The following is a 20,531-nucleotide window of genomic DNA, read 5'->3' as shown; positions in this document are numbered from 1 at the left end:
TCATTTGTTTTTTAATAGTATTATAAACATAGATATTGAAAAGGAGATACTACATGGCAACATCAGGTATTATAATACAGTTAGTAGGAAATGTTGTCGCAATTGATGCGACCGGAAAAGAAAGGGTTGTCCAAGTAGGCGATGAAGTAGTTTTGGGTGAAGTTATCAAAACGATAGGCGAATCAAGCAAGGTTACTATATCTACAAACGATGATAAGGATATAACATTACTAGGCAATGACACGCTTAGTTTTGATAATAGTGTTACTCAGGTTCAAAGTTTTGGAGATGATGCAATTGCCGATGCTAATTCTTTACAACAAGCAATTTTAAGTGGTGCTGATTTAACTCAACTAGAAGAGACTGCTGCTGGTGGCGATAGTGCTGCTGGAGATGGTGGTGAAGGAACAGGCCAGCTTAATGATAGTGTTTTTGCACAAGGCGGACATGAGTCGAATGTTCATGCTGATTATGGAGATCTAGGAAACATTGCTACAGTTGCAGCTTTAAATAATATCAATGGCGTAGATGGCGGAAGAAGCACCAATACTGACATTACTCCTCCTGTTGTAACCATAAATGCCATTAGCAACAATCATAATACAATCACAGGTACAACAGAACCAAATACTTCTGTAGAAGTAACATTAGTAGATGGAACTAAAATACCTACAGTTTCAGACAGTGATGGCAACTGGTCAGTTCCTGTTGATCCAACAAAAACTAAAACAGGTGATAAGGTTACTGCAACAGCTACTGATGGAGCTGGTAATAAAGGTGAAGATACTACAGATATAACTGATGGTACAGCTCCAAATGGTAACACTACAAAATTAATTATAGATGATATTACTCCAGACAATATATTAAATGCAAAAGAAGCAAGTGAAAATATTAAAGTTACTGGTAAAGTAACAGGAGAATTCAAAGAAGGCGATAAGGTAATTATAACAGTAGATAATACACCATATGAAACTACTGTAGATAGAGATGGTAACTTTATTGTTTCTATTCCAGGTGAAAAATTAGCAAATGAAAGTGATAAAATAATTGATGGTAAGGTTATTGCTACTGATGAAGCTGGAAATAAAGGCGAAATAACAGCTACTAAAGCCTATGGTGTTGACACAGTAATCCCAGGTGATAGTAACAAAGATGGTCAAATAAATGGTAGTGATAATAACAGTGGCGCTCCAGTAGTAACTATTACAGGAGATGTAAATAATGATGGCTTTATAAACGCTAAAGAATTAACTGATACCATTACTGTTAAAATCGATATACCAGCTAATACAGAAGTTGGAGACACACTAGTTATTACTAACCCAAACGGTTCAGTAGATAAAATTCCTGTCACAGAAGATATAATCAATAAAGGTTATACAAAAGAATATCCAAAATCAGATTTCCCAGAAGGAGTAAAAACAACTGTTTCAGCTAAAGTAGTTGATCCGGCAGGAAATGAAAGTGCAACAGGAACTGATAATGTAATAGTTGACACAACAGCTCCAAATACACCAACAGTAGAAATTCTAGATAGTAATAATATTATCAATATCAATGAAGCTAATAATGGTGTTAAGGTAAAAATTACACTAGATAAACCTTTGGCAGAAGGCGAAAAAGTAAATATTAAAATTAATGGCGAAGATTTTCCTATAATTGTCAAAAATGGAGAAAAAGACATTGAATTTCTTATTCCTTCAGATAAAGTTCCAACAAATAATACTCCCATAAAAGTAACAGCAACTGTAATTGACAATGCAGGAAATAAATCAAAAGAAGGAGTGGACCAAGTTGATGTTGATACAACACCATTATTGCCAAAAGTAACAGAAAATGAAAATGGTACTATAAATATCGACATAGATACAGGTAAAGCAGGCGATGCCAAAGAAGCCGTTATAACATACACCCCAGCAGATGGCAATACTCCAGTAACCGCAACAATAAGCAAAGATAGCGATGGAAATTGGATAAGCAATGATTCAAAAGTTCATGTTGATCCTAATACGGGCAAGGTTACTATTAATCCCGAAGATATAAAAAATGATACCGATGTGTCAGTTGTTGCTACTGATAAGGCAGGAAATATAAGTAATGATTCTACGCATATAGCTAATCCGGTTATTAATATAGTAGTTGACAAGGATGAGATAACGGAAGGAAATAATACAACATATACAGCAACTCTCAATAAGCCTTTAAGCGAAGATAAAACATTAATTGTTAACTTTAATAATGATCATGGAGAAACACAAAGTGTAAAAGTTACTATACCAAAAGGTGAAACAAGTGTTAAAATTGATTTAGATACAAGCTTATTTAGACCTGATGATGTATATAAAGAGTCACAAACTAATGTGGTTATAAGTAATGCTAGTGTTAAAGATAGCAATATCAAAGTAATGCTTGGAGATGTTACAACAAATATAAAAGACGATCATGATGTTACAGATATATCTCTTGGATTAATAAAAGTATCTACAATTACATCAGGCAACATTAATAATAATGGCCTAGTAACAGTTATAGCTAAAAATGAACAAGGCGTAGATATTACAAATAAAAATAGTATAGGAGAAGGTATATCTCATCATATAGATCCTGAAGGTTTTGGCGTAAAAGGTGATATATCAAATCATAATAGCGATGGTTCAACTGGTCATCCAGATGAATTACAAAAAGGCGAGTCTTTAGAATTTGGATTTAAAAAACCAGTATTTAGTTTAGATGTTGCATTATCTTGGAGAGCTGGTCAAGAGCATGCAAAAGTTGAATTTTATGATGATAATGGCACTAAATTAGGAAGTGCTCTTATATCTGGTGGTCAGTCAGGCTTAGCTAATAGTATGGCCAACGTTCAATATTTTGATGAATCCGATAAACCAACAACTGACCCTAAAAATATTCCTGGTGGCAGTGATAGAGTTGATCCTCTATATACATTTACACCTGGATATGAGTTTAGTAAAATTAAATTTACAGCACCAAGAGAAGGTGATGATTATTTAATTAATAAAATAGTCTACAAGGAAAAAGTTGATATAACAAGTGAAAATATTGAAACTTTATTAAATAGTTCATCAAAAGTAGAAAATTCACAAAAGGAAGAGTATTTAGAATTAGTTGTTACAACATCTAACCCCCCACATAACAATACTACTGTAGTAAATGTTAATGTAAATGGGGTGATACAAAAAGTTCATATAGATGAATATAGCGGTATAGGCAAGATAGAAGGCAAAACAGACCTTAAAACATTTGATGCCAATATAGTAAGTATCGAAGGTGATAAATTTGAAGCTACAAACATAGTAGCAAACAGAATAGTATCTGCTCCAACAATTCGTTTTGTAAACGATGGTGAAGATAATATCTTAAATAAAGAAGAAAATAACCATCCAGATGATGGAGATACTTCAGAAACAAAAGTAAGCATAACGGTTCCCGATGGTGTTGTTGCTGGAGATAAAGTTTTTGTAACTATAGATTATAATGATAATACACTTTCTAAGACAGTGTATTACACAATTGGCTATAACAATCAAGGAATTGGTGAGCATAAAACATTTGAAGCTTTATTGCCTGGTGTTAAAGAAGGTATTATGAATATAAAAGCTTATATTCAAACGGCAGATGGAACAAAAGGATTTTATAGTGATGTTGATACAACAACAGTTGACTTAACACCACCAGAATTAACATTAAGTACATCCAATGATATACATGATAATACACCTACAATTAAAGGTGTTACAAATCTACCTAATGGTTCAATTGTTGATGTAACAATAGTAGATAGTGATAACAACCCTCAAATTATCAAAGCTACTGTCAAAGATGGTCAATTCTCAGTTGCTCCAGAAAATCCTTTGGCTGACGGTGACTATACTGTTACAGCAACTGCTCAAGATGAAGCTCATAATACAACAACTGCTAAAATTTCAGGCAATGTTGATACAACAGTCGAATTAACCATAGCCGCTCCAAAAACAGAAGTGGAAGGAGATCAAATTCCTTATACATTTACTTTGTCTAGACCAGTAGATACTAAGACAACAGTAGACCTTCAATTTGTAACAAATGATGGTAAAACTATGACTAGAACAGTTGCTATAGAAGCTGGTGAAACAGAAGCTACTATAAATGTTGCTTCTCCAAGAAGTGATAACCCATATCGTGACAGCAACATAAATGTAGGTATTTCTAATGTAGCTGTCACATCAGCTAATAGTAGTAAAATTATAATAACAAAAGATAGACCTATCACTACAATAGTAGACGATTATGATCCTACAACTGTTTCTATAGAGTTAGTAAAATCATCCGAGATAACAATAGGAAATATTGGAAAAGATTCTTCAGGTCGTGTTACTGTTAAGGCTACAAGTGCCAATGGACATGATGCAAAAATTTCTACATATAATGATTATCAACGCGACGGATTTGGTGTGGATGGTGAAAATGGTGTCAAAAAAAGTGACTTTAGTGGAGATATAAGAGAGTTGCAACACGGTGAATCTTTAGAATTTACATTTCCTAAATCAACATTCAGCCTAGATGTAGCATTTGCATGGAGAAATGGCTCATCTGAGACCGCTAAAATTATATTTAAAGATGCCGAAGGTAAAGAGAAAGGAAGTGCTACAATATCAGGTGGTGAAAACGGTATAGATGACAACCATGCAACCACGGTTCAATACTATGATATAAATGGAAATAAAACTCATGCAGAAGAAAATATATCTGGCGGTACTGATGAAAATGATAAGCCATATACTTTTTCACCTGGATATGAGTTTAAAAAGGCTGAATTTACAGCACCAAATGAAAATGATGATTATTTAATTCACAAAATAGTTTATAAAGAAAAAGTTGTAGATAGTGAAACTATCAAAGATTTGATAGAAAATCATTCAGAAGATGTAGAATGGGTTGTTACAACTTCTAATCCTCCACATAATGATACCACTGTAGTTACAGTTGATGTAAACGGAACTACGCAAGAAGTTCATATAGATGGTGCTAGCGGCATAGGTAAAATCAAAGATATGGAAAATCATAAAACTTTTAATGGTAATATTACTAAAGTTGAAGGTCATCCGTTTGAAAGTGTAAAAATAGAAGCGAAAACCACTTCTGCTGGTGCTAATGCTAGAGATACATTAGATGATGACTCTGATGTAGTGAATGTTACTTTGCAAGGCATTATAACAAAATCAACAAGTATAACAGTGGATACAGTAACAGACAAAAAAGTAGAAGGTATAACACTAACCGCGGAAGGTCCATATGGAGAATCAGCTAATATTTCTACTGTAAAAGATACAGAACACGATGGATTTGGGGTTGAAGGCATTACTTCTAGATATTATGATAAAACTGATTCTGATGGCGGTGCAGACAGTAAAGAGCTTGGATATTTAGCCGATACAGGCAGTGAAAAAATTATACTAAAATTAGATAACCAAGCTGATAGTATTCAAGCTAAATTTGCTTGGAAAAATTCACAAGAAAGTGCAAAAATTGAGTTTTATAGAGAAGGCAAACTAGTTGGAACACAAACTATAGAGGGAGAAAATAGTAATGATCGTGTTGATGAAACAAGGATATTAAGACCAGAAGGTAAAGATAATAATACTTTCTTTGATAAAGTTGTATTTTCAGCCCCCAAAACAGGCGATGATTATCTAATCAACGAAATAAAAGTAAATACTATCACTATAGATAAAGATACTAATATTACTAAAGAGATCATTAAAGAAAATAGTGATGTTATACTTACTGTTAAAACCTCAGTTCCACCACAAGCCGACCATAAGGCAACAGCAGTTATTGAACTAAATAATGGTGTAAGAAGAGAAGTTGATCTTGATGAAAAAGGTGAAGGAATAGTAAAAGTTAAACTTTCAGAAATTAAACAAAATGATGGTTCTAACCAATTCAGTATCAATGCAAAAGTTATTAAGATCGAAGGTGGAAATTTTGAAGATATAGATCTTAAAAACGCAGAATGGAATGAAACTAAGCATATGGCGGATTCTGAAAATAACAAAGAAGAGTCATCTGTGGAAAAAGAGACAGATGGCAAAGTTACACCTCCATCTAAAAAAGAAAATGATACTAAAGATAATTCTTCTGACAGCAAAAAAGATACCCAAAATGATAATGATTCTACTCAAAAAGAAATAGAAGTTGATAATTCTCACAAAGGACTTTCAGGTGAGGTTTATTTATATAAGTATTACTTTACGGGTAACAATGATGCTTATGAAGTTCACGGAGTTAAAGACGGTCTTAGAGCTACAAAAGATTATACAAAATATGGTAATCTAACAAACATTGACATGATAACAAATGCAGAATATCATTTAAGCGGTGTTTCTAGCTCTTATGAAGTAAAGCCAAACTTTACATTTAAATTAGATAAGCTAGAGGCTATGCATGGAAATAAGCCTAACACACTTCCTCGATATAATTATCAAGATAGTTTAAAAGCAGGATTAGAAAAACAATCTAATATCCACGATATAGTTGAAAATAACGATCCTACATTAGACTATGGTCGTGATACTATATTTAAATTTACTGGTAAATTGCTTGCTTCAGATGGTGCTAATAAAATGTTTGTAGACTTCGGACAAGCATATAATGCTGCTATTATTAAGATCGATGGAAAAGTTGTTGGTCGTTATGTTAGTAAAGGTAAAGAGAATTATGAATTTGATGTTGATTTAGGAAGCAAGGGAGAGCATAATATTGAAGTTATAATATCTCAGTCTGGCATGAATAGATATTCTACTACTCCTGTTAAAGTAGGCTTTATTGCACCAGATAAAACCCATGTTCCATTGGGAGAAGAGCATACAGGTCTTAATATAAAAGTATATAATGATGACTTTATTGTGCCTGAAAATGCTCATTATGATGCCGATACAAATTCTTATGTTTATGATGGTGCTTCATATGAGCATGCTTCTAGCATCGTTTCTCATCCTCAACCAAGAATGGCTTCATCTCATGGTATTGAAAATGACTATGAACAAATAGATATCGAATTCTTAGATGATGCCAAGTCTTTTGCAACTACAAATACATTACTTGGCAATGTAGATGGTGGTAGTGTGGATTTGTCAAAACTTGATAGCATTAAAAACGATGATAAACCTATCAAGCCAAGCATTGATGAGGTTAAGTCTATACATGTAGGCTTAGATGATGATAAAAATTCTTTAGATACAGTATTGCCTGAAACTAAAGAAGTTCAAGATCTTAAAGCAGAAGTTTCTGAGATAAGCCCAGCTTCTGAGCTTACTCTGGAGCAAAAAGTTGAGAATTTATTGTCTAATAAAACTCAAAAAACAATCAGTACAACACACTCAGACACTGATGTTGGTGGTGTTGACAATGTTCAGCCATTACAAGAAGTTAATTCTGTAGATGAGTTTGTAAATAAACATTAATCAGGGTAGTATAACTTCTATCTTTCTTGTTCGGGGTCTTTCTCGAACAAGAAATTTATAAGACAAGCATAGACTATCTTTGTTTGTCGTATCTTAATAAATATAAAACCAAACACTCTTTTTATTACATTTAACAACGATATGCTTATCCATCATATAAAGATATGGGTCAACCAAGTCTTATTATGAAAGCTTTTTATTACTAAAATAAATTTTTGCTAGGATGTTTTATAAAGACAATTATAACTTACAACTACTATATTGTAGTAGCCGAATTCATATCCAATTACCACTCAAAATCTCAAATTCACAAACAACAAATACCTTATTTTTATCATTTTTTTGATAAAATCTATACCAAATTTATAATCTTTAGGATTTATTATGAAACTTTTTGGAACAGATGGTGTCAGAGGAAAAGCCGGAGAAAAGCTATCAGCTCAAACAGCTATGAAACTCGCAATGGCAGCCGGAATTTACTTTAGAGATCATTCAAATACAAATACGATATTAGTCGGAAAAGACACTAGAAAAAGTGGCTATATGATAGAAACAGCTATAGTCGCTGGACTTACAGCGGTTGGGTACAATGTCCTTCAGATAGGCCCTATGCCGACACCTGCGGTCGCATTTTTGACTGAGGATATGAGATGTGATGCTGGTATAATGATAAGCGCTAGCCACAATCCTTACTATGATAACGGCATAAAATTTTTTGATAGCAACGGCGATAAACTTGCAAAAGATATAGAAAAACAGATAGAAGATATATATTTTGATGATGAAATGATACTAAACGCTCAAAAAACTATGTCACAAATCGGCGCAAACAAAAGGATAGATGACGTGATAGGTCGATATATCGTTCAGATAAAAAACTCATTTCCAAAAGAGCTAACATTAAAAAATATGAGGATAGTCCTAGATGTGGCAAATGGTGCGGCTTATAAGGTAGCTCCGACTGTATTTAGCGAACTTGGAGCAGATGTTATCGTGCTAAACGATGAGCCAAATGGAATCAATATCAATCAAAACTGCGGTGCATTGCACCCCGAATACCTTGCTAGTGAGGTGCAAAGACTTAGGGCTGATATAGGCTTTGCTTTTGATGGCGATGCTGATAGATTGGTCGTTGTTGATGAGCTTGGCGAGATAGTTCACGGAGATGCTTTGCTTGGGTTTTTGACCGTGTTTTTGTCAGAGCAAGGGGTGCTAAAAGGCAATGCACTTGTAGCAACTATAATGAGCAATCAAGCTTTGGATGACTATCTTAAAGCGAATGGCATAAAGCTACTTCGTTCAAATGTAGGCGATAAATATGTGCTTGAGATGATGAAAGAAAATGGCATAAACTTTGGAGGCGAACAAAGCGGACACGTTATTTTTAATGATTATGCAAAGACCGGCGATGGCTTGGTTACTGCCTTGCAAGTGGTTGCTATGATACTTAAAAAAGGCAAGAAAGTAAGTAAAATTTTTAGCGAACTAAAGCCATATCCGCAAATTTTATGCAACCTTCAAGTTACGGACAAAAAACCACTTGAAGAGATAGCTGGGCTTAAAGAGCTAGAGCAAGAGCTTCAAGCACAGTCTATAAGGACACTTTTTAGGTATTCTGGGACAGAAAATGTCATCAGGCTTTTGCTTGAAGGCAAAAACGAAGCATTGGTTGATACAAAAATGCAAGAAGTTAAAGCATTTTTCAAAAAAGCCCTAAACGGATAAGCCTTGAAAAGACAAATTTATACTTTTTTATCGGTTTTTGTTGTTATCTTGGTTATAGACCAGGCCATAAAATACTTTTTTGTAAGCACAAATTATCAGCTTAACGGTGAATATATCTCGCTTGTCCTTGCTTACAATACCGGTGTCGCTTTTTCTATGTTTGCATTTTTAGCTGAAAACTTGAAATTTGTTCAACTTGCACTTATTTTTGCTCTATTTGGCTATCTTTTGTATGAGAAAAAACTCCTAAAATCAAATCTAATAAATTTCGCGATGATTTTTGGCTCTGGGATATCGAACATATTAGATAGATTTACTTATGGTGCGGTGGTTGATTATGTATTTTGGCATAAGTGGTTTGAGTTTGCGATATTTAACTTCGCTGATGTTATGATAAACATATCTGTATTTTTGATCATTATAAAAAACTTCATTAAAAAGGAAAAAGATGAATAACCCTTATATAGCTTATGCTCTTTGGTTTTTTGTGGGTTGGCTTGGCGCACATAGGCTCTATCTTGGAAAGTTTATAAGTGGCTTTTTTATGATGGGGCTATTTTTTGTCGGAAGTGCTTTTGCTTGGATATTTATCGGTTGGATATTTTTAATCATCTGGGGTATTTGGTGGCTTATGGATGTGTTTTTGATAGGTGTTTGTATAGAACAAAACTTAAAAAAAGATAGTTTCAAAAAAGACTTAGAGCTAAAAGACAAAGAAGAAGAGCTAAAAAAGCTTTATGAACTTTACGAACAAAACAAGATAACAAAAGCCGAACTTGAGGCCAAAAAAGAAATTCTATTTAGATAGGAGGAGAAGATGGCGGATTATTATTTGTATTTTAAGTTTTTGCACTACATATTTTTTATATCTTGGATGGCTATGCTTTTTTATCAGCCAAGACTTTATGTGTATCACGCTGAAAATATCCACAACCCTGAGTATGTAAAGGTCGTTGAAGTGATGGAGTATAAGATGTATAAGTATATAGGCTATCCAGCGCTTATAGGTTCTTTTGCTACTGGTGCTTTGATACTTTTGGCTATGCCCGACTTGCTTAAAACAGGACATATTCATCTAAAGCTTATGATAGTTATACTTATGGCGGCTTATCATTTTCATCTTGGTAGCTATATGAAACAGCTAAAAAACAAAACCTGTAAAAGAGATGGTATGTTTTTTAGAGCATACAACGAAGTTCCTACTGTTTGTATGCTTGTGATTATTTGGATTATGATAGTAAATCCATTTTGATTTTATATCTTGCTAGTGAAATATATCTTTTTGCTGGCAAATAATCCTATAAAAAGCTTACAAGGTATGTAAAATGAATTTGAAAATGGGAACAATTACTTTTGATAGTGTATTTGATGAGATGATGGAAGATGAAGAGATATAAAAAAAGGCGGTCAAGCAAAAAGCCGTCCGCCTAAACCTATCAACGAGTTAATAAATTTTTATCCTTAGTGTAATTATACACAAAAAACTTTATTTGTTTCTTAAAATTATATATGTTGCCTTTTTAATAAATAGATATCTTTTTACTATAAGGGGTTCGTTTTCAAAATACTCTGTTTTTTCTTTACATCTTTTGAAAAATATTCTTATTTTTTTAGTTAGTATTTTTTTCATTTCCGTATCTGGACATAGTTTAGAAAATACTAAAACCAAACAAATAAAATCGTGTATCAATGGAATTTTAATTTCTGTTTCATTTCTAGATAATAATTTTTTATCTTTTAAAAATTGTCTTAATTTTGTGGATATTTTCATGTTTTTTATTGGATGTATTGTTAATGTATGTAGTATACAACTATTATGTGCGGCAATATTTCTTAAGCTTTTTATTGCATATAAATTAAAAACTGATATTTTTTCTATACTATAATTTTCTTTATAGAATTTATAAAATGAAATTAACTCACCAAAATTTAATAACTCTATCAAAACCCAAAGAGGCATATCATCTCTATATTTATCTAAAAGCGGTTTTGAGTATACACTAAATTTATCTTTATCTTTATCGTATTTTTGTATATTAGATGGAATTTCTTTTAAAAGAAAATAATCTTTAACGATTTCATATCCATTATCATTGTTGTTTTGACTACAGCTGCGACAAATTAAGACTTTTATTAGATGTTCACATAAAAGCGACAATTCAAGGACTAATTCCCTAAAAGCTGTATCTAAGATACTAAATTTTCTAAGATATGCAAAATGCAAATTTGCATATTTTCCATCTATCTTTTTATAATTTTTTGCAAATGACTTTACTTTAAAATAATAATTGCTGTATGTTAAAAATTCTTTTGCCCCATCTTCATTGTTATCAAATTTTATGTTTAGACTTTTCATATATTTGATTTGTTCTTCTATAGTAAACTTTTTCTTTTGCTTCAAAAAATCCTTGATGGTTTTAGTTTATATTTTTTATTATAAATAATAACCAAATTTTGATATTTTCCATAAAATCATCAAAAAATTTGCATTTTTTTCGCATTTTCTTGCTCCCCCCCCCTAAAGGTTCTAAATTTTGAACCGATTTAATTATCAAATAACCATAAGGATAGGTTATTAATTAAACATTAAAAGGATTTATAATGAGCTTTAGAATTAATACAAACGTTAATGCTATGAACTCACATGCTAATGCAGTTGGTAACAACAGAAACTTAGCTAACTCACTAGGTAGACTTTCATCAGGTTTGAGAATTCAAACAGCAGCAGATGATGCTTCTGGTCTAGCTATTGCAGATAGTTTAAGATCACAAGCAAGTGCTTTAGGCCAAGCTATAGCAAATGGTAATGATGCTATAGGTATCATACAAGTAGCTGATAAAGCTATGGATGAGCAACTTAAAATACTTGATACTATCAAAGTAAAAGCTACTCAAGCAGCTCAAGATGGTCAAACAACAAGATCAAGACAAGCACTACAAGCTGACATAGTAAGACTTATGGAAGAACTAGATAACATAGGTAACTCTACATCATTTAACGGTCAACAACTACTAAATGGAACATTCTCAAATAAAGAGTTTCAAATAGGTGCATACTCAAACCAAACAGTAAAAGCAAGTATTGGTGCTACTACATCTGATAAGATAGGTTTAACTAGGTTTGAGAGTAGTAAGCTGATAACAGCAACAGGAAAAGGCGCTGTTAGCTTAACATTTATAAACGTTGATGGTATAAACAATGTAAAAGTTGCAGCAACAGAACTATCTTATGGTCTTGGTAAAGGTATCGGTGCTTTAGCTGAAAACATAAACAAAGTAGCAGATCAAAGTGGTGTAAGGGCTACATTTGATGTAACCATTATAGCTAGTAAAGCTATTACTGCTGGATCTATAGTCTCGTTAAATATAAACGGTGTTAAGATAGGTGACCTTGATGTAAAAGATAATGACTCAAATGGAACACTAGTAAATGCTATAAATACTGTAAAAGATCAAACAGGAGTAGAAGCATCTATAGATCCACAAGGTAAGCTTGTGTTGACAAGTCGTGATGGTCGTGCTATAAAAATTTCTGGTGGAGCAAATGGTGGCAAAGCAATCGGTAAACGTTTAGGTGTATCAGAAAAAATTTCGCTAAGCTCACAAATGTTTATAGGTCGCCTTAACCTTGTTCGTCTTGATGGTAGGGATATAAAAGTTAAAAGCGATGATAATAGTGGTAAATTTTCTGTAGCATTTACTGCTGCTGCTGATGGTAGTGGTGGAAATCAAAAATCTGTCTCTCTTAGAGAGATAAAAGGACAGATAGCATCAGACACAGCTGCCGCTATGGGATTTCAACGTATGTCTAAAGCCGCTATGACCTCTGCCCAAGCAGCAGGTGTTATGACACTACGTGGTGCTATGGCTGTTATGGATATAGCTGAGTCAGCTCAAAGAACACTAGACTTTATTAGATCTGACCTTGGTTCTGTTCAAAACCAACTAGTAGCTACTGTAAATAACATAACAGTAACACAAGTAAATGTTAAATCAGCAGAATCACAAATAAGAGATGTAGACTTTGCAGCAGAATCAGCAAACTTCTCAAAATACAACATACTAGCTCAATCAGGCTCTTATGCTATGAGTCAAGCTAATAGTGTTCAACAAAACGTATTAAAATTACTTCAGTAATTTAATCACTCTTTACAGCCAAAGTTTTGGCTGTAAAATTTATATCACAAAAAGCAAAAATTAAATTTTTCTTATCATCATATGGTTTTATAAGCTTATTTTTATCTCTAAAAATTTATTATATTGTTTGTTGATCAAAAATAGATTTTACTTAAGAAAAACTTGTAAATTATAGATAACAAAGGGTTTAATTATTTAAAAAACAATTAAGGATATAAAATGTCTGTTTTGACAAAAGAAGAGATACTTAAATATTTAGCTCAAATAAAGCCACAGCTTCAAGAAGATGGTATCAAGGAAATAGGACTTTTTGGAAGCTATGCTAAAGGATATGCAGATGAGAACTCGGATATTGATATAGTTATTTTTGCAGATAAGATAGGTTTTCTAGATAGGCTTGATGTTTATGGTATACTTGAATATTTAGAAAAATTAAAGGCAAAAATTTCAGCTAAATTTCACAAATCTGTTGATATTTGTGATTATTACAATAAAGAAAGACTATATAACAACAAGATTACAAAAGGAGCTATTTTTGTCTAGTAAAGTAGTATATAGATTGTGTTTAGCTATAGAAAAAATAGATCAAATATTTGATATTTGTGAAGAAAAAGGCACGGTTGAAGCATTAAAAGATGAAAAACTTGCAAAACCAGCTATAATGAAACACTTTGATGTCATTCATCAGCAATTTGAAAAAATGGAAAAAGCACAAGAGTATAAAACATTAAGTAGATTTGATCAAAAAGATTTAAAGGGAATAAGAAGTATTAGAAATTGGTCTTCGCATGATTATGACAACATAGAAAACGAAATCATAGAAAAAATTATTCGTGAAATATTGCCAAATTTTAAAAAAAGCATACAAAAAGTTTTAAAAGAAACTAAAAAAGATTTGCAAAAAGATTGAATATTTTGATAAAAAAAGTAAAGTATTTAAATTTTGTAAATATCATTTTAAAACAAACTTAATTTTATCTTTAACAAATTCTCATGTAAATTTTAAAAAATTCACAAAATTCCTAAAAAATTTGCATTTTTTTCGCATTTTCTTGCTCCCCCCCCCCTAAAGGTTCTAAATTTTGAACCGATTTAATTATCAAATAACCATAAGGATAGGTTATTAATTAAACATTAAAAGGATTTATAATGAGCTTTAGAATTAATACAAACGTTAATGCTATGAACTCACATGCTAATGCAGTTGGTAACAACAGAAACTTAGCTAACTCACTAGGTAGACTTTCATCAGGTTTGAGAATTCAAACAGCAGCAGATGATGCTTCTGGTCTAGCGATAGCAGATAGCTTAAGATCACAAGCAAGTGCTTTAGGTCAAGCTATAGCAAATGGTAATGATGCTATAGGTATCATACAAGTAGCTGATAAAGCTATGGATGAGCAACTTAAAATACTTGATACTATCAAAGTAAAAGCTACTCAAGCAGCTCAAGATGGTCAAACTACAAGATCAAGACAAGCACTACAAGCTGACATAGTAAGACTTATGGAAGAACTAGATAACATAGGTAACTCTACATCATTTAACGGTCAACAACTACTAAATGGAACATTCTCAAATAAAGAGTTTCAAATAGGTGCATACTCAAACCAAACAGTAAAAGCTAGTATTGGTGCTACTACATCTGATAAGATAGGTTTAACTAGGTTTGAGAGTAGTAAGTTTATAACAGCTGCTGGTAAAGTAACACTTACCTTTATAAACGTAGATGGTATAAACAATGTAAAAGTAGCTGGAACTGTTATATCAACAGGTCTTGGAACAGGTCTTGGTGCTTTAGCTGAAAACATCAACAAAGTAGCAGATCAAACAGGTGTAAGGGCTTCATTTGATGTAACATGGATCGGTGGTGTGGCTGTTCGTGATGGAAATATGAAAGATCTTAAAATCAATGGTGTTAACATAGGTGACCTTGAAGTTAAAGCAAACGATAGCAACGGAACACTAGTAAATGCTATAAACTCTGTTAAAGATCAAACAGGTGTAGAAGCTTCTATAGATCCACAAGGAAGACTTAGACTTACTAGTAGAGATGGTAGGGTTATAAGTGCCACGGCTAGCGGAGATAATGGTGGTAAAATATCTGCTGTGTTCGGTTATAATGGTAAAGCTGAAAATATGCCAGCTTCCGATTTAAGTAAAGGTTTTATAGGTCGTTTAAACCTTGTTCGTCTTGATGGTAGAGATATAAAGATAAGTGGTGGCGCAAATGGTAAAAATAATGGTGCTTTTTCTACGGCATTTAGCAAAGCGACAACTGAAAGCAATGGTGGTGCAGAAGCATCAGTATCTCTTAGAGAGATAAAAGGTCAGATAAACTCAAAAACAGCTGCTGCTATGGGCTTTCATAGAATGAGTGGTAATGCTATGACCTCTGCTCAAGCAGCAGGTGTTATGACACTACGTGGTGCTATGGCTGTTATGGATATAGCTGAGTCAGCTCAAAGAACACTAGACTTTATAAGATCTGATCTTGGTTCTGTTCAAAACCAACTAGTAGCTACTGTAAATAACATAACAGTAACACAAGTAAATGTTAAATCAGCAGAATCACAAATAAGAGATGTAGACTTTGCAGCAGAATCAGCAAACTTCTCAAAATACAACATACTAGCTCAATCAGGCTCTTATGCTATGAGTCAAGCTAACAGTGTTCAACAAAACGTATTAAAATTATTACAATAGTTTTAATTTATATAAATCTTTAGCCAAAGGGGTAAACCTTTTGGCTTTTTTATTATTTATGAGTTTTAAAAGTATTATTATAGGTTTTAATAAAATAAATTAGAATTACAAATCCATAAAATCAAATTTAAAGCACTATCTATAACATAAATATAAAAAAGTAATAGCATGGATTAAGAGGCTGGATTGTAGAGATTTTTTGATATGGATTTAGAAAAAATATTATAACAATAGTAAGAATTTATAGAAAATAAGTCTGCAAACAATCTTGTTTAGCAAAAATTAAAAATCTAATATATTTTAGAACTTTTTTATATCATTGATGATATAATCAAGAAAAATATTATAAAGTAGTAGTATGTGGAGCATAGACTTTGTTAATCAAAAGGCGGTTGATGAATTTTTAGGAATACCTAAAAATATAAGGTCTAGATTAACTCATATCTTTGAGCTTTTAAAAATACAAGGAAACCAACTTGGCGAACCACATACAAAAAGTTTACAGGATGGGTTTTTTGAAATAAGAGCAAAATCAAGTGAAGGTATAGCACGAAGTATTTATTGTTATCAAAAAGGAAAACAAATTTTAATACTTATAAGTGTAGTTAAGAAAAAAGATAAACTACCAAAATCAATAATGCAAATAGCAAAGTATAGATTAAAGGAATTTGAAAATGGGAACAATTAGTTTTGATAGTGTATTTAACGAGATGATAAAAGATGAAGAGTTTAAAAAAGAGTATGAAGCTTTGATACCAGAGTTTGAATTAAAAAAACAACTTATAAAAGCTAGAATCAAAAGTAATATGACACAAACTCAAATTGCCAAAAAGATGAATATGAAACAGTCAAATTTGGCTAGATTTGAACAATCAATAGACTCAAAATTTAGCACGATTTTAAGATATGCTAAGGCGGTAGGGCTTAAAGAGCTTACAATTTCTATACAATAAACTTTAACTTAATAATTCCTTAAAGATTATGAGAAATCTTTAAGAGACTTAAAATACATAACTTTTGTATGGCGAGTTGTATTTTTGAGTTTAATTTTACTTTTATCTGCCAAGTCTTACTATTTTTAACAAACTCACAAACTTAATTTTATCTTTAACAAATTCTCATGTAAATTTTAAAAAATTCACAAAATTCCTAAAAAATTTGCATTTTTTTCGCATTTTCTTGCTCCCCCCCCCCTAAAGGTTCTAAATTTTGAACCGATTTAATTATCAAATAACCATAAGGATAGGTTATTAATTAAACATTAAAAGGATTTATAATGAGCTTTAGAATTAATACAAACGTTAATGCTATGAACTCACATGCTAATGCAGTTGGTAACAACAGAAATTTAGCTAACTCACTAGGTAGACTTTCATCAGGTTTGAGAATTCAAACAGCAGCAGATGATGCTTCTGGTCTAGCTATTGCAGATAGTTTAAGATCACAAGCAAGTGCTTTAGGTCAAGCTATAGCAAATGGTAATGATGCTATAGGTATCATACAAGTAGCTGATAAAGCTATGGATGAACAGCTTAAAATACTTGATACTATCAAAGTAAAAGCTACTCAAGCAGCTCAAGATGGTCAAACTACAAGATCAAGACAAGCACTACAAGCTGACATAGTAAGACTTATGGAAGAACTAGATAACATAGGTAACTCTACATCATTTAACGGTCAACAACTACTAAATGGAACATTCTCAAATAAAGAGTTTCAAATAGGTGCATACTCAAACCAAACAGTAAAAGCTAGTATTGGTGCTACTACATCTGATAAGATAGGTTTAACTAGGTTTGAGAGTAGTAAATTAATTACAGCTGCTTCTGGCAAAGTATCACTTACATTTATAAACGTAGATGGTATAAACAATGTAAAGGTTGCAGCTACAGAACTATCTTATGGTCTTGGTAAAGGTATTGGTGCTTTAGCTGAAAACATCAACAAAGTAGCAGATCAAACAGGTGTAAGGGCTACATTTGATGTAACCATTATAGCTAGTAAAGCTATTACTGCTGGATCTATAGTCTCATTAAATATAAACGGCATAAAAATAGGCGATCTTGAAGTTAAAGATAATGACTCAAACGGAACTCTTGTAAATGCTATAAACTCTGTTAAAGATCAAACAGGAGTAGAAGCATCTATAGACCCGCAAGGTAAGCTAGTACTTACAAGTCGTGATGGCCGTGCTATAAAAATTTCTGGTGGAGCAAAAGCAGGTGAGAATAAAATCGGCGCACGTTTAGGTGTATCAGATAAGATTTCGCTAAGTAAAAACATGTTTATCGGTCGCCTTAACCTTGTTCGTCTTGATGGTAGAGATATCAAGATAAGTAGTGGTGATAATAGTGGTAAATTTTCTGTAGCATTTAGTGCTGGACAGAATGGTGACGCTGGTGGAAATCAAAAATCTGTCTCTCTTAGAGAGATAAAAGGACAGATAGCATCAGACACAGCTGCAGCTATGGGATTTCAAAGAATGACAAAATCAGAAATGACCTCTGCTCAATCAGCTGGTGTTATGACACTACGTGGTGCTATGGCTGTTATGGATATAGCAGAGTCAGCTCAAAGAACACTAGACTTCATTAGATCTGACCTTGGTTCTGTCCAAAACCAACTAGTGGCTACTGTAAATAACATAACAGTAACACAAGTAAATGTTAAATCAGCAGAATCACAAATAAGAGATGTAGACTTTGCAGCAGAATCAGCAAACTTCTCAAAATACAACATACTAGCTCAATCAGGCTCTTATGCTATGAGTCAAGCTAATAGTGTTCAACAAAACGTATTAAAATTATTACAATAGTTTTTAAATACTCTTTTATCCCTACTGCTCTTGGTGGTAGGGATACTTTTATAGTATAATTCCTAAAATATTTTTTAGGATATAAAATGACAGACATAGACAAACAACAAGATATAGTAGATGAGCTTTCAACCTCCTATGATGAGATGACATATAAATCAATTGCATTTCCTCAGTGCTCCCCTTTGAAACTTGAAGCTTGTGCTAAGCTTTTATCACTTGATGCAAAACCATCAGAAAATGCAAAGATACTTGAGATAGGATGCTCTTTTGGTGGAAATCTCATACCATTTGCTTTGCACAATCCAAATGCTACCATAGTAGGCATTGATCTAAGTCGTGAGCAGATAAAGCAAGGCAAAGAGATAGTGGGGGGGGGTGGCTTAGAGCTTCAAAACCTAGAGCTTATATGTGCTGATATAACAAAAGCAGATGAGATTTTATCTAAGTATGAAAAGTTTGATTATATAATATGTCATGGGGTATATAGCTGGGTACCTGATTTTGTAAAAGAGGCTATACTAAAAACTATAAAAGATTACCTTGCAAAAAATGGAGTGGCCTATGTATCTTACAATGTCTATCCTGGGTGGAAATTTAAAGAAGTTGTTAAAGACTATATGCAGTTTGTTTCAAAAGATGGACAAACACTCAGTGAAAAGCTGAGTCTAGCCAAAGAAGGGTTACGGGTATATAAAGACTATCTTTTAAAAAAAGATGATAATGAGTCAAAAATATCATTAGAGTGGATAGAGAAAATTTTAAAATATGACACTTCGTATATAGCACACGAATATCTTGAAAGTATAAATAATCCCTTTTATTTTAAAGATTTTGCAAATGATCTTTCAAAACATTCTTTGGAATATCTGTGTGAGGTTGATATGAATGATATATTTGCTCCAATGCTTGGAGATAGTGAATGTGCAGATGAGTTTATGAAACAAAACTTTAAAGATAGGATAGATGAAGAGCAGTTTATGGACTTTGCTACTTTTAGGGCATTTAGACAAAGTCTTATTGTCCATAGTGATACCTTTAAGGAGCTAAAACAAGATATAGGAGTAAATGAGATAAGCAAACTTCATATCATCGAACACTTTACAAAAGATAATGATATATACACAAACAAGAAAAAACAGATAATGCCAAATTCTTACAATTGGCTATATGAGCTTTTTAATAGCATGTATCCATCTAGTATAAATCTAGCCGATGTGTTGACTTTGATAGACCCAAAGCTAAAACTAGACTCATATCTAGGTTTTATAGAACTTCTTAAAAAAAATACTGTATTTTTATCAAAACCATACGAAACTATTCGTTATGAGATAAATAAAACTAGACTAAAGCCAGAGCTTGTACCATACATAAGGTATTTTTTTAAAACAGATAATCCTGTCATAGGCTTTGCAACTGAGTTTAATGAGCTTTTTATAGATACCAAAAAATATGATTTTTATATCATGTTAAAATTTGATGGCAAAAACACTATTCATGATATAGCAGATGATTTTATAAAATATCTAAAAAACAATAACATAACACTAAAAGATGACAATAAAAAATATATAACAAGTAAAAGCAAACTAAATAAATTTGCACTTGAGTATGTTATGGATATTGAAAATATACTAGCACAGATGCATTTTTTTGAGAGATTTTAGAGGTTATAAAAAAGG

The 20,531-nt window shown here is 32.4% G+C and carries 14 protein-coding genes; 13 read left to right on the top strand and 1 reads right to left on the bottom strand.

Annotation, left to right across the window (positions count from 1 at the left end; translation table 11 throughout):
- Nucleotides 1-53 precede the first annotated feature (53 nt).
- The 5 genes from CPIN18021_RS08505 (at nucleotide 54) to hemJ (ending at nucleotide 10,443) form a co-directional block, all read left to right on the top strand.
- Nucleotides 54-7,466: a retention module-containing protein gene (locus tag CPIN18021_RS08505; RefSeq protein ID WP_078424833.1), complete on the top strand. Its 7,413-nt coding sequence runs from the start codon at nucleotides 54-56 to the stop codon at nucleotides 7,464-7,466.
- Nucleotides 7,467-7,850: 384 nt separating this feature from the next.
- On the top strand, nucleotides 7,851-9,191 hold the full coding sequence (glmM, locus tag CPIN18021_RS08500; RefSeq protein WP_078424832.1) for a phosphoglucosamine mutase: 1,341 nt from the start codon (nucleotides 7,851-7,853) through the stop codon (nucleotides 9,189-9,191).
- A gap of 3 nt (nucleotides 9,192-9,194) precedes the next feature.
- Nucleotides 9,195-9,647 (top strand): signal peptidase II, encoded by a 453-nt coding sequence (lspA, locus tag CPIN18021_RS08495; protein WP_078423958.1) that lies wholly within the window; start codon nucleotides 9,195-9,197, stop codon nucleotides 9,645-9,647.
- The gene (locus CPIN18021_RS08490; RefSeq protein ID WP_078406276.1) at nucleotides 9,640-9,999 is read left to right on the top strand and encodes an NINE protein; all 360 of its coding nucleotides are present in this window, start codon (nucleotides 9,640-9,642) and stop codon (nucleotides 9,997-9,999) included. Before lspA ends, CPIN18021_RS08490 begins: the two co-directional genes overlap by 8 nt.
- Before the next feature lie 9 nt (nucleotides 10,000-10,008).
- Nucleotides 10,009-10,443 (top strand): protoporphyrinogen oxidase HemJ, encoded by a 435-nt coding sequence (gene hemJ / locus CPIN18021_RS08485; RefSeq protein ID WP_078423957.1) that lies wholly within the window; start codon nucleotides 10,009-10,011, stop codon nucleotides 10,441-10,443.
- Nucleotides 10,444-10,677: 234 nt separating this feature from the next.
- Here the strand turns inward: hemJ and CPIN18021_RS08480 are convergent, their stop codons facing one another.
- Nucleotides 10,678-11,592 (bottom strand): Abi family protein, encoded by a 915-nt coding sequence (locus CPIN18021_RS08480; RefSeq protein WP_078424831.1) that lies wholly within the window; start codon nucleotides 11,590-11,592, stop codon nucleotides 10,678-10,680.
- 200 nt (nucleotides 11,593-11,792) lie between these two features.
- On the opposite strand from CPIN18021_RS08480, the gene CPIN18021_RS08475 reads away from it, so the two are divergent.
- From CPIN18021_RS08475 to CPIN18021_RS08440, 8 genes are all read left to right on the top strand, one after another.
- Nucleotides 11,793-13,328, top strand: a complete 1,536-nt coding sequence (locus CPIN18021_RS08475) for a flagellin B (RefSeq protein WP_078424830.1) — start codon at nucleotides 11,793-11,795, stop codon at nucleotides 13,326-13,328.
- A gap of 219 nt (nucleotides 13,329-13,547) precedes the next feature.
- Nucleotides 13,548-13,871 (top strand): nucleotidyltransferase family protein, encoded by a 324-nt coding sequence (locus CPIN18021_RS08470; RefSeq protein ID WP_069638327.1) that lies wholly within the window; start codon nucleotides 13,548-13,550, stop codon nucleotides 13,869-13,871.
- Nucleotides 13,864-14,238 carry a HepT-like ribonuclease domain-containing protein gene (locus tag CPIN18021_RS08465; RefSeq protein WP_226995980.1) on the top strand — a complete coding sequence of 125 codons (375 nt, stop codon included), beginning with the start codon at nucleotides 13,864-13,866 and terminating at the stop codon, nucleotides 14,236-14,238. The genes CPIN18021_RS08470 and CPIN18021_RS08465 overlap by 8 nt, the downstream gene beginning before the upstream one ends.
- 239 nt (nucleotides 14,239-14,477) lie before the next feature.
- The gene (locus CPIN18021_RS08460) at nucleotides 14,478-16,034 is read left to right on the top strand and encodes a flagellin B (protein WP_078424829.1); all 1,557 of its coding nucleotides are present in this window, start codon (nucleotides 14,478-14,480) and stop codon (nucleotides 16,032-16,034) included.
- A gap of 358 nt (nucleotides 16,035-16,392) precedes the next feature.
- Nucleotides 16,393-16,722 (top strand): type II toxin-antitoxin system RelE/ParE family toxin, encoded by a 330-nt coding sequence (locus CPIN18021_RS08455; protein WP_078424828.1) that lies wholly within the window; start codon nucleotides 16,393-16,395, stop codon nucleotides 16,720-16,722.
- Complete coding sequence (locus CPIN18021_RS08450) at nucleotides 16,709-16,987, top strand: helix-turn-helix domain-containing protein (RefSeq protein ID WP_078423953.1); 279 nt, start codon at nucleotides 16,709-16,711, stop codon at nucleotides 16,985-16,987. The genes CPIN18021_RS08455 and CPIN18021_RS08450 overlap by 14 nt, the downstream gene beginning before the upstream one ends.
- A gap of 323 nt (nucleotides 16,988-17,310) precedes the next feature.
- Nucleotides 17,311-18,849, top strand: coding sequence for a flagellin B (locus CPIN18021_RS08445; RefSeq protein ID WP_078424827.1), 1,539 nt, complete (start codon nucleotides 17,311-17,313; stop codon nucleotides 18,847-18,849).
- Nucleotides 18,850-18,935: 86 nt separating this feature from the next.
- A complete protein-coding gene (locus CPIN18021_RS08440) occupies nucleotides 18,936-20,516 on the top strand; it encodes a class I SAM-dependent methyltransferase (protein ID WP_078424826.1) in 1,581 nt (526 codons plus the stop codon).
- The last annotated feature ends 15 nt before the right edge of the window (nucleotides 20,517-20,531 follow it).

Origin of the sequence: Campylobacter pinnipediorum subsp. caledonicus, from assembly GCF_002022005.1 — a bacterium.
Lineage (GTDB): Bacteria > Campylobacterota > Campylobacteria > Campylobacterales > Campylobacteraceae > Campylobacter_A > Campylobacter_A caledonicus.
This window is presented reverse-complemented; position numbering and strand designations above follow the sequence as displayed.

Excerpts from the sequence above, each read along its gene's own strand:
- CPIN18021_RS08450 (WP_078423953.1), top strand. The coding sequence starts at position 16,709 with ATGGGAACAATTAGTTTTGATAGTGTATTTAACGAGATGATAAAAGAT.
- CPIN18021_RS08440 (WP_078424826.1), top strand. The coding sequence starts at position 18,936 with ATGACAGACATAGACAAACAACAAGATATAGTAGATGAGCTTTCAACC.
- CPIN18021_RS08460 (WP_078424829.1), top strand. The coding sequence starts at position 14,478 with ATGAGCTTTAGAATTAATACAAACGTTAATGCTATGAACTCACATGCT.
- CPIN18021_RS08455 (WP_078424828.1), top strand. The coding sequence starts at position 16,393 with ATGTGGAGCATAGACTTTGTTAATCAAAAGGCGGTTGATGAATTTTTA.
- CPIN18021_RS08445 (WP_078424827.1), top strand. The coding sequence starts at position 17,311 with ATGAGCTTTAGAATTAATACAAACGTTAATGCTATGAACTCACATGCT.
- CPIN18021_RS08490 (WP_078406276.1), top strand. The coding sequence starts at position 9,640 with ATGAATAACCCTTATATAGCTTATGCTCTTTGGTTTTTTGTGGGTTGG.
- hemJ (WP_078423957.1), top strand. The coding sequence starts at position 10,009 with ATGGCGGATTATTATTTGTATTTTAAGTTTTTGCACTACATATTTTTT.
- CPIN18021_RS08505 (WP_078424833.1), top strand. The coding sequence starts at position 54 with ATGGCAACATCAGGTATTATAATACAGTTAGTAGGAAATGTTGTCGCA.
- CPIN18021_RS08475 (WP_078424830.1), top strand. The coding sequence starts at position 11,793 with ATGAGCTTTAGAATTAATACAAACGTTAATGCTATGAACTCACATGCT.
- CPIN18021_RS08470 (WP_069638327.1), top strand. The coding sequence starts at position 13,548 with ATGTCTGTTTTGACAAAAGAAGAGATACTTAAATATTTAGCTCAAATA.
- glmM (WP_078424832.1), top strand. The coding sequence starts at position 7,851 with ATGAAACTTTTTGGAACAGATGGTGTCAGAGGAAAAGCCGGAGAAAAG.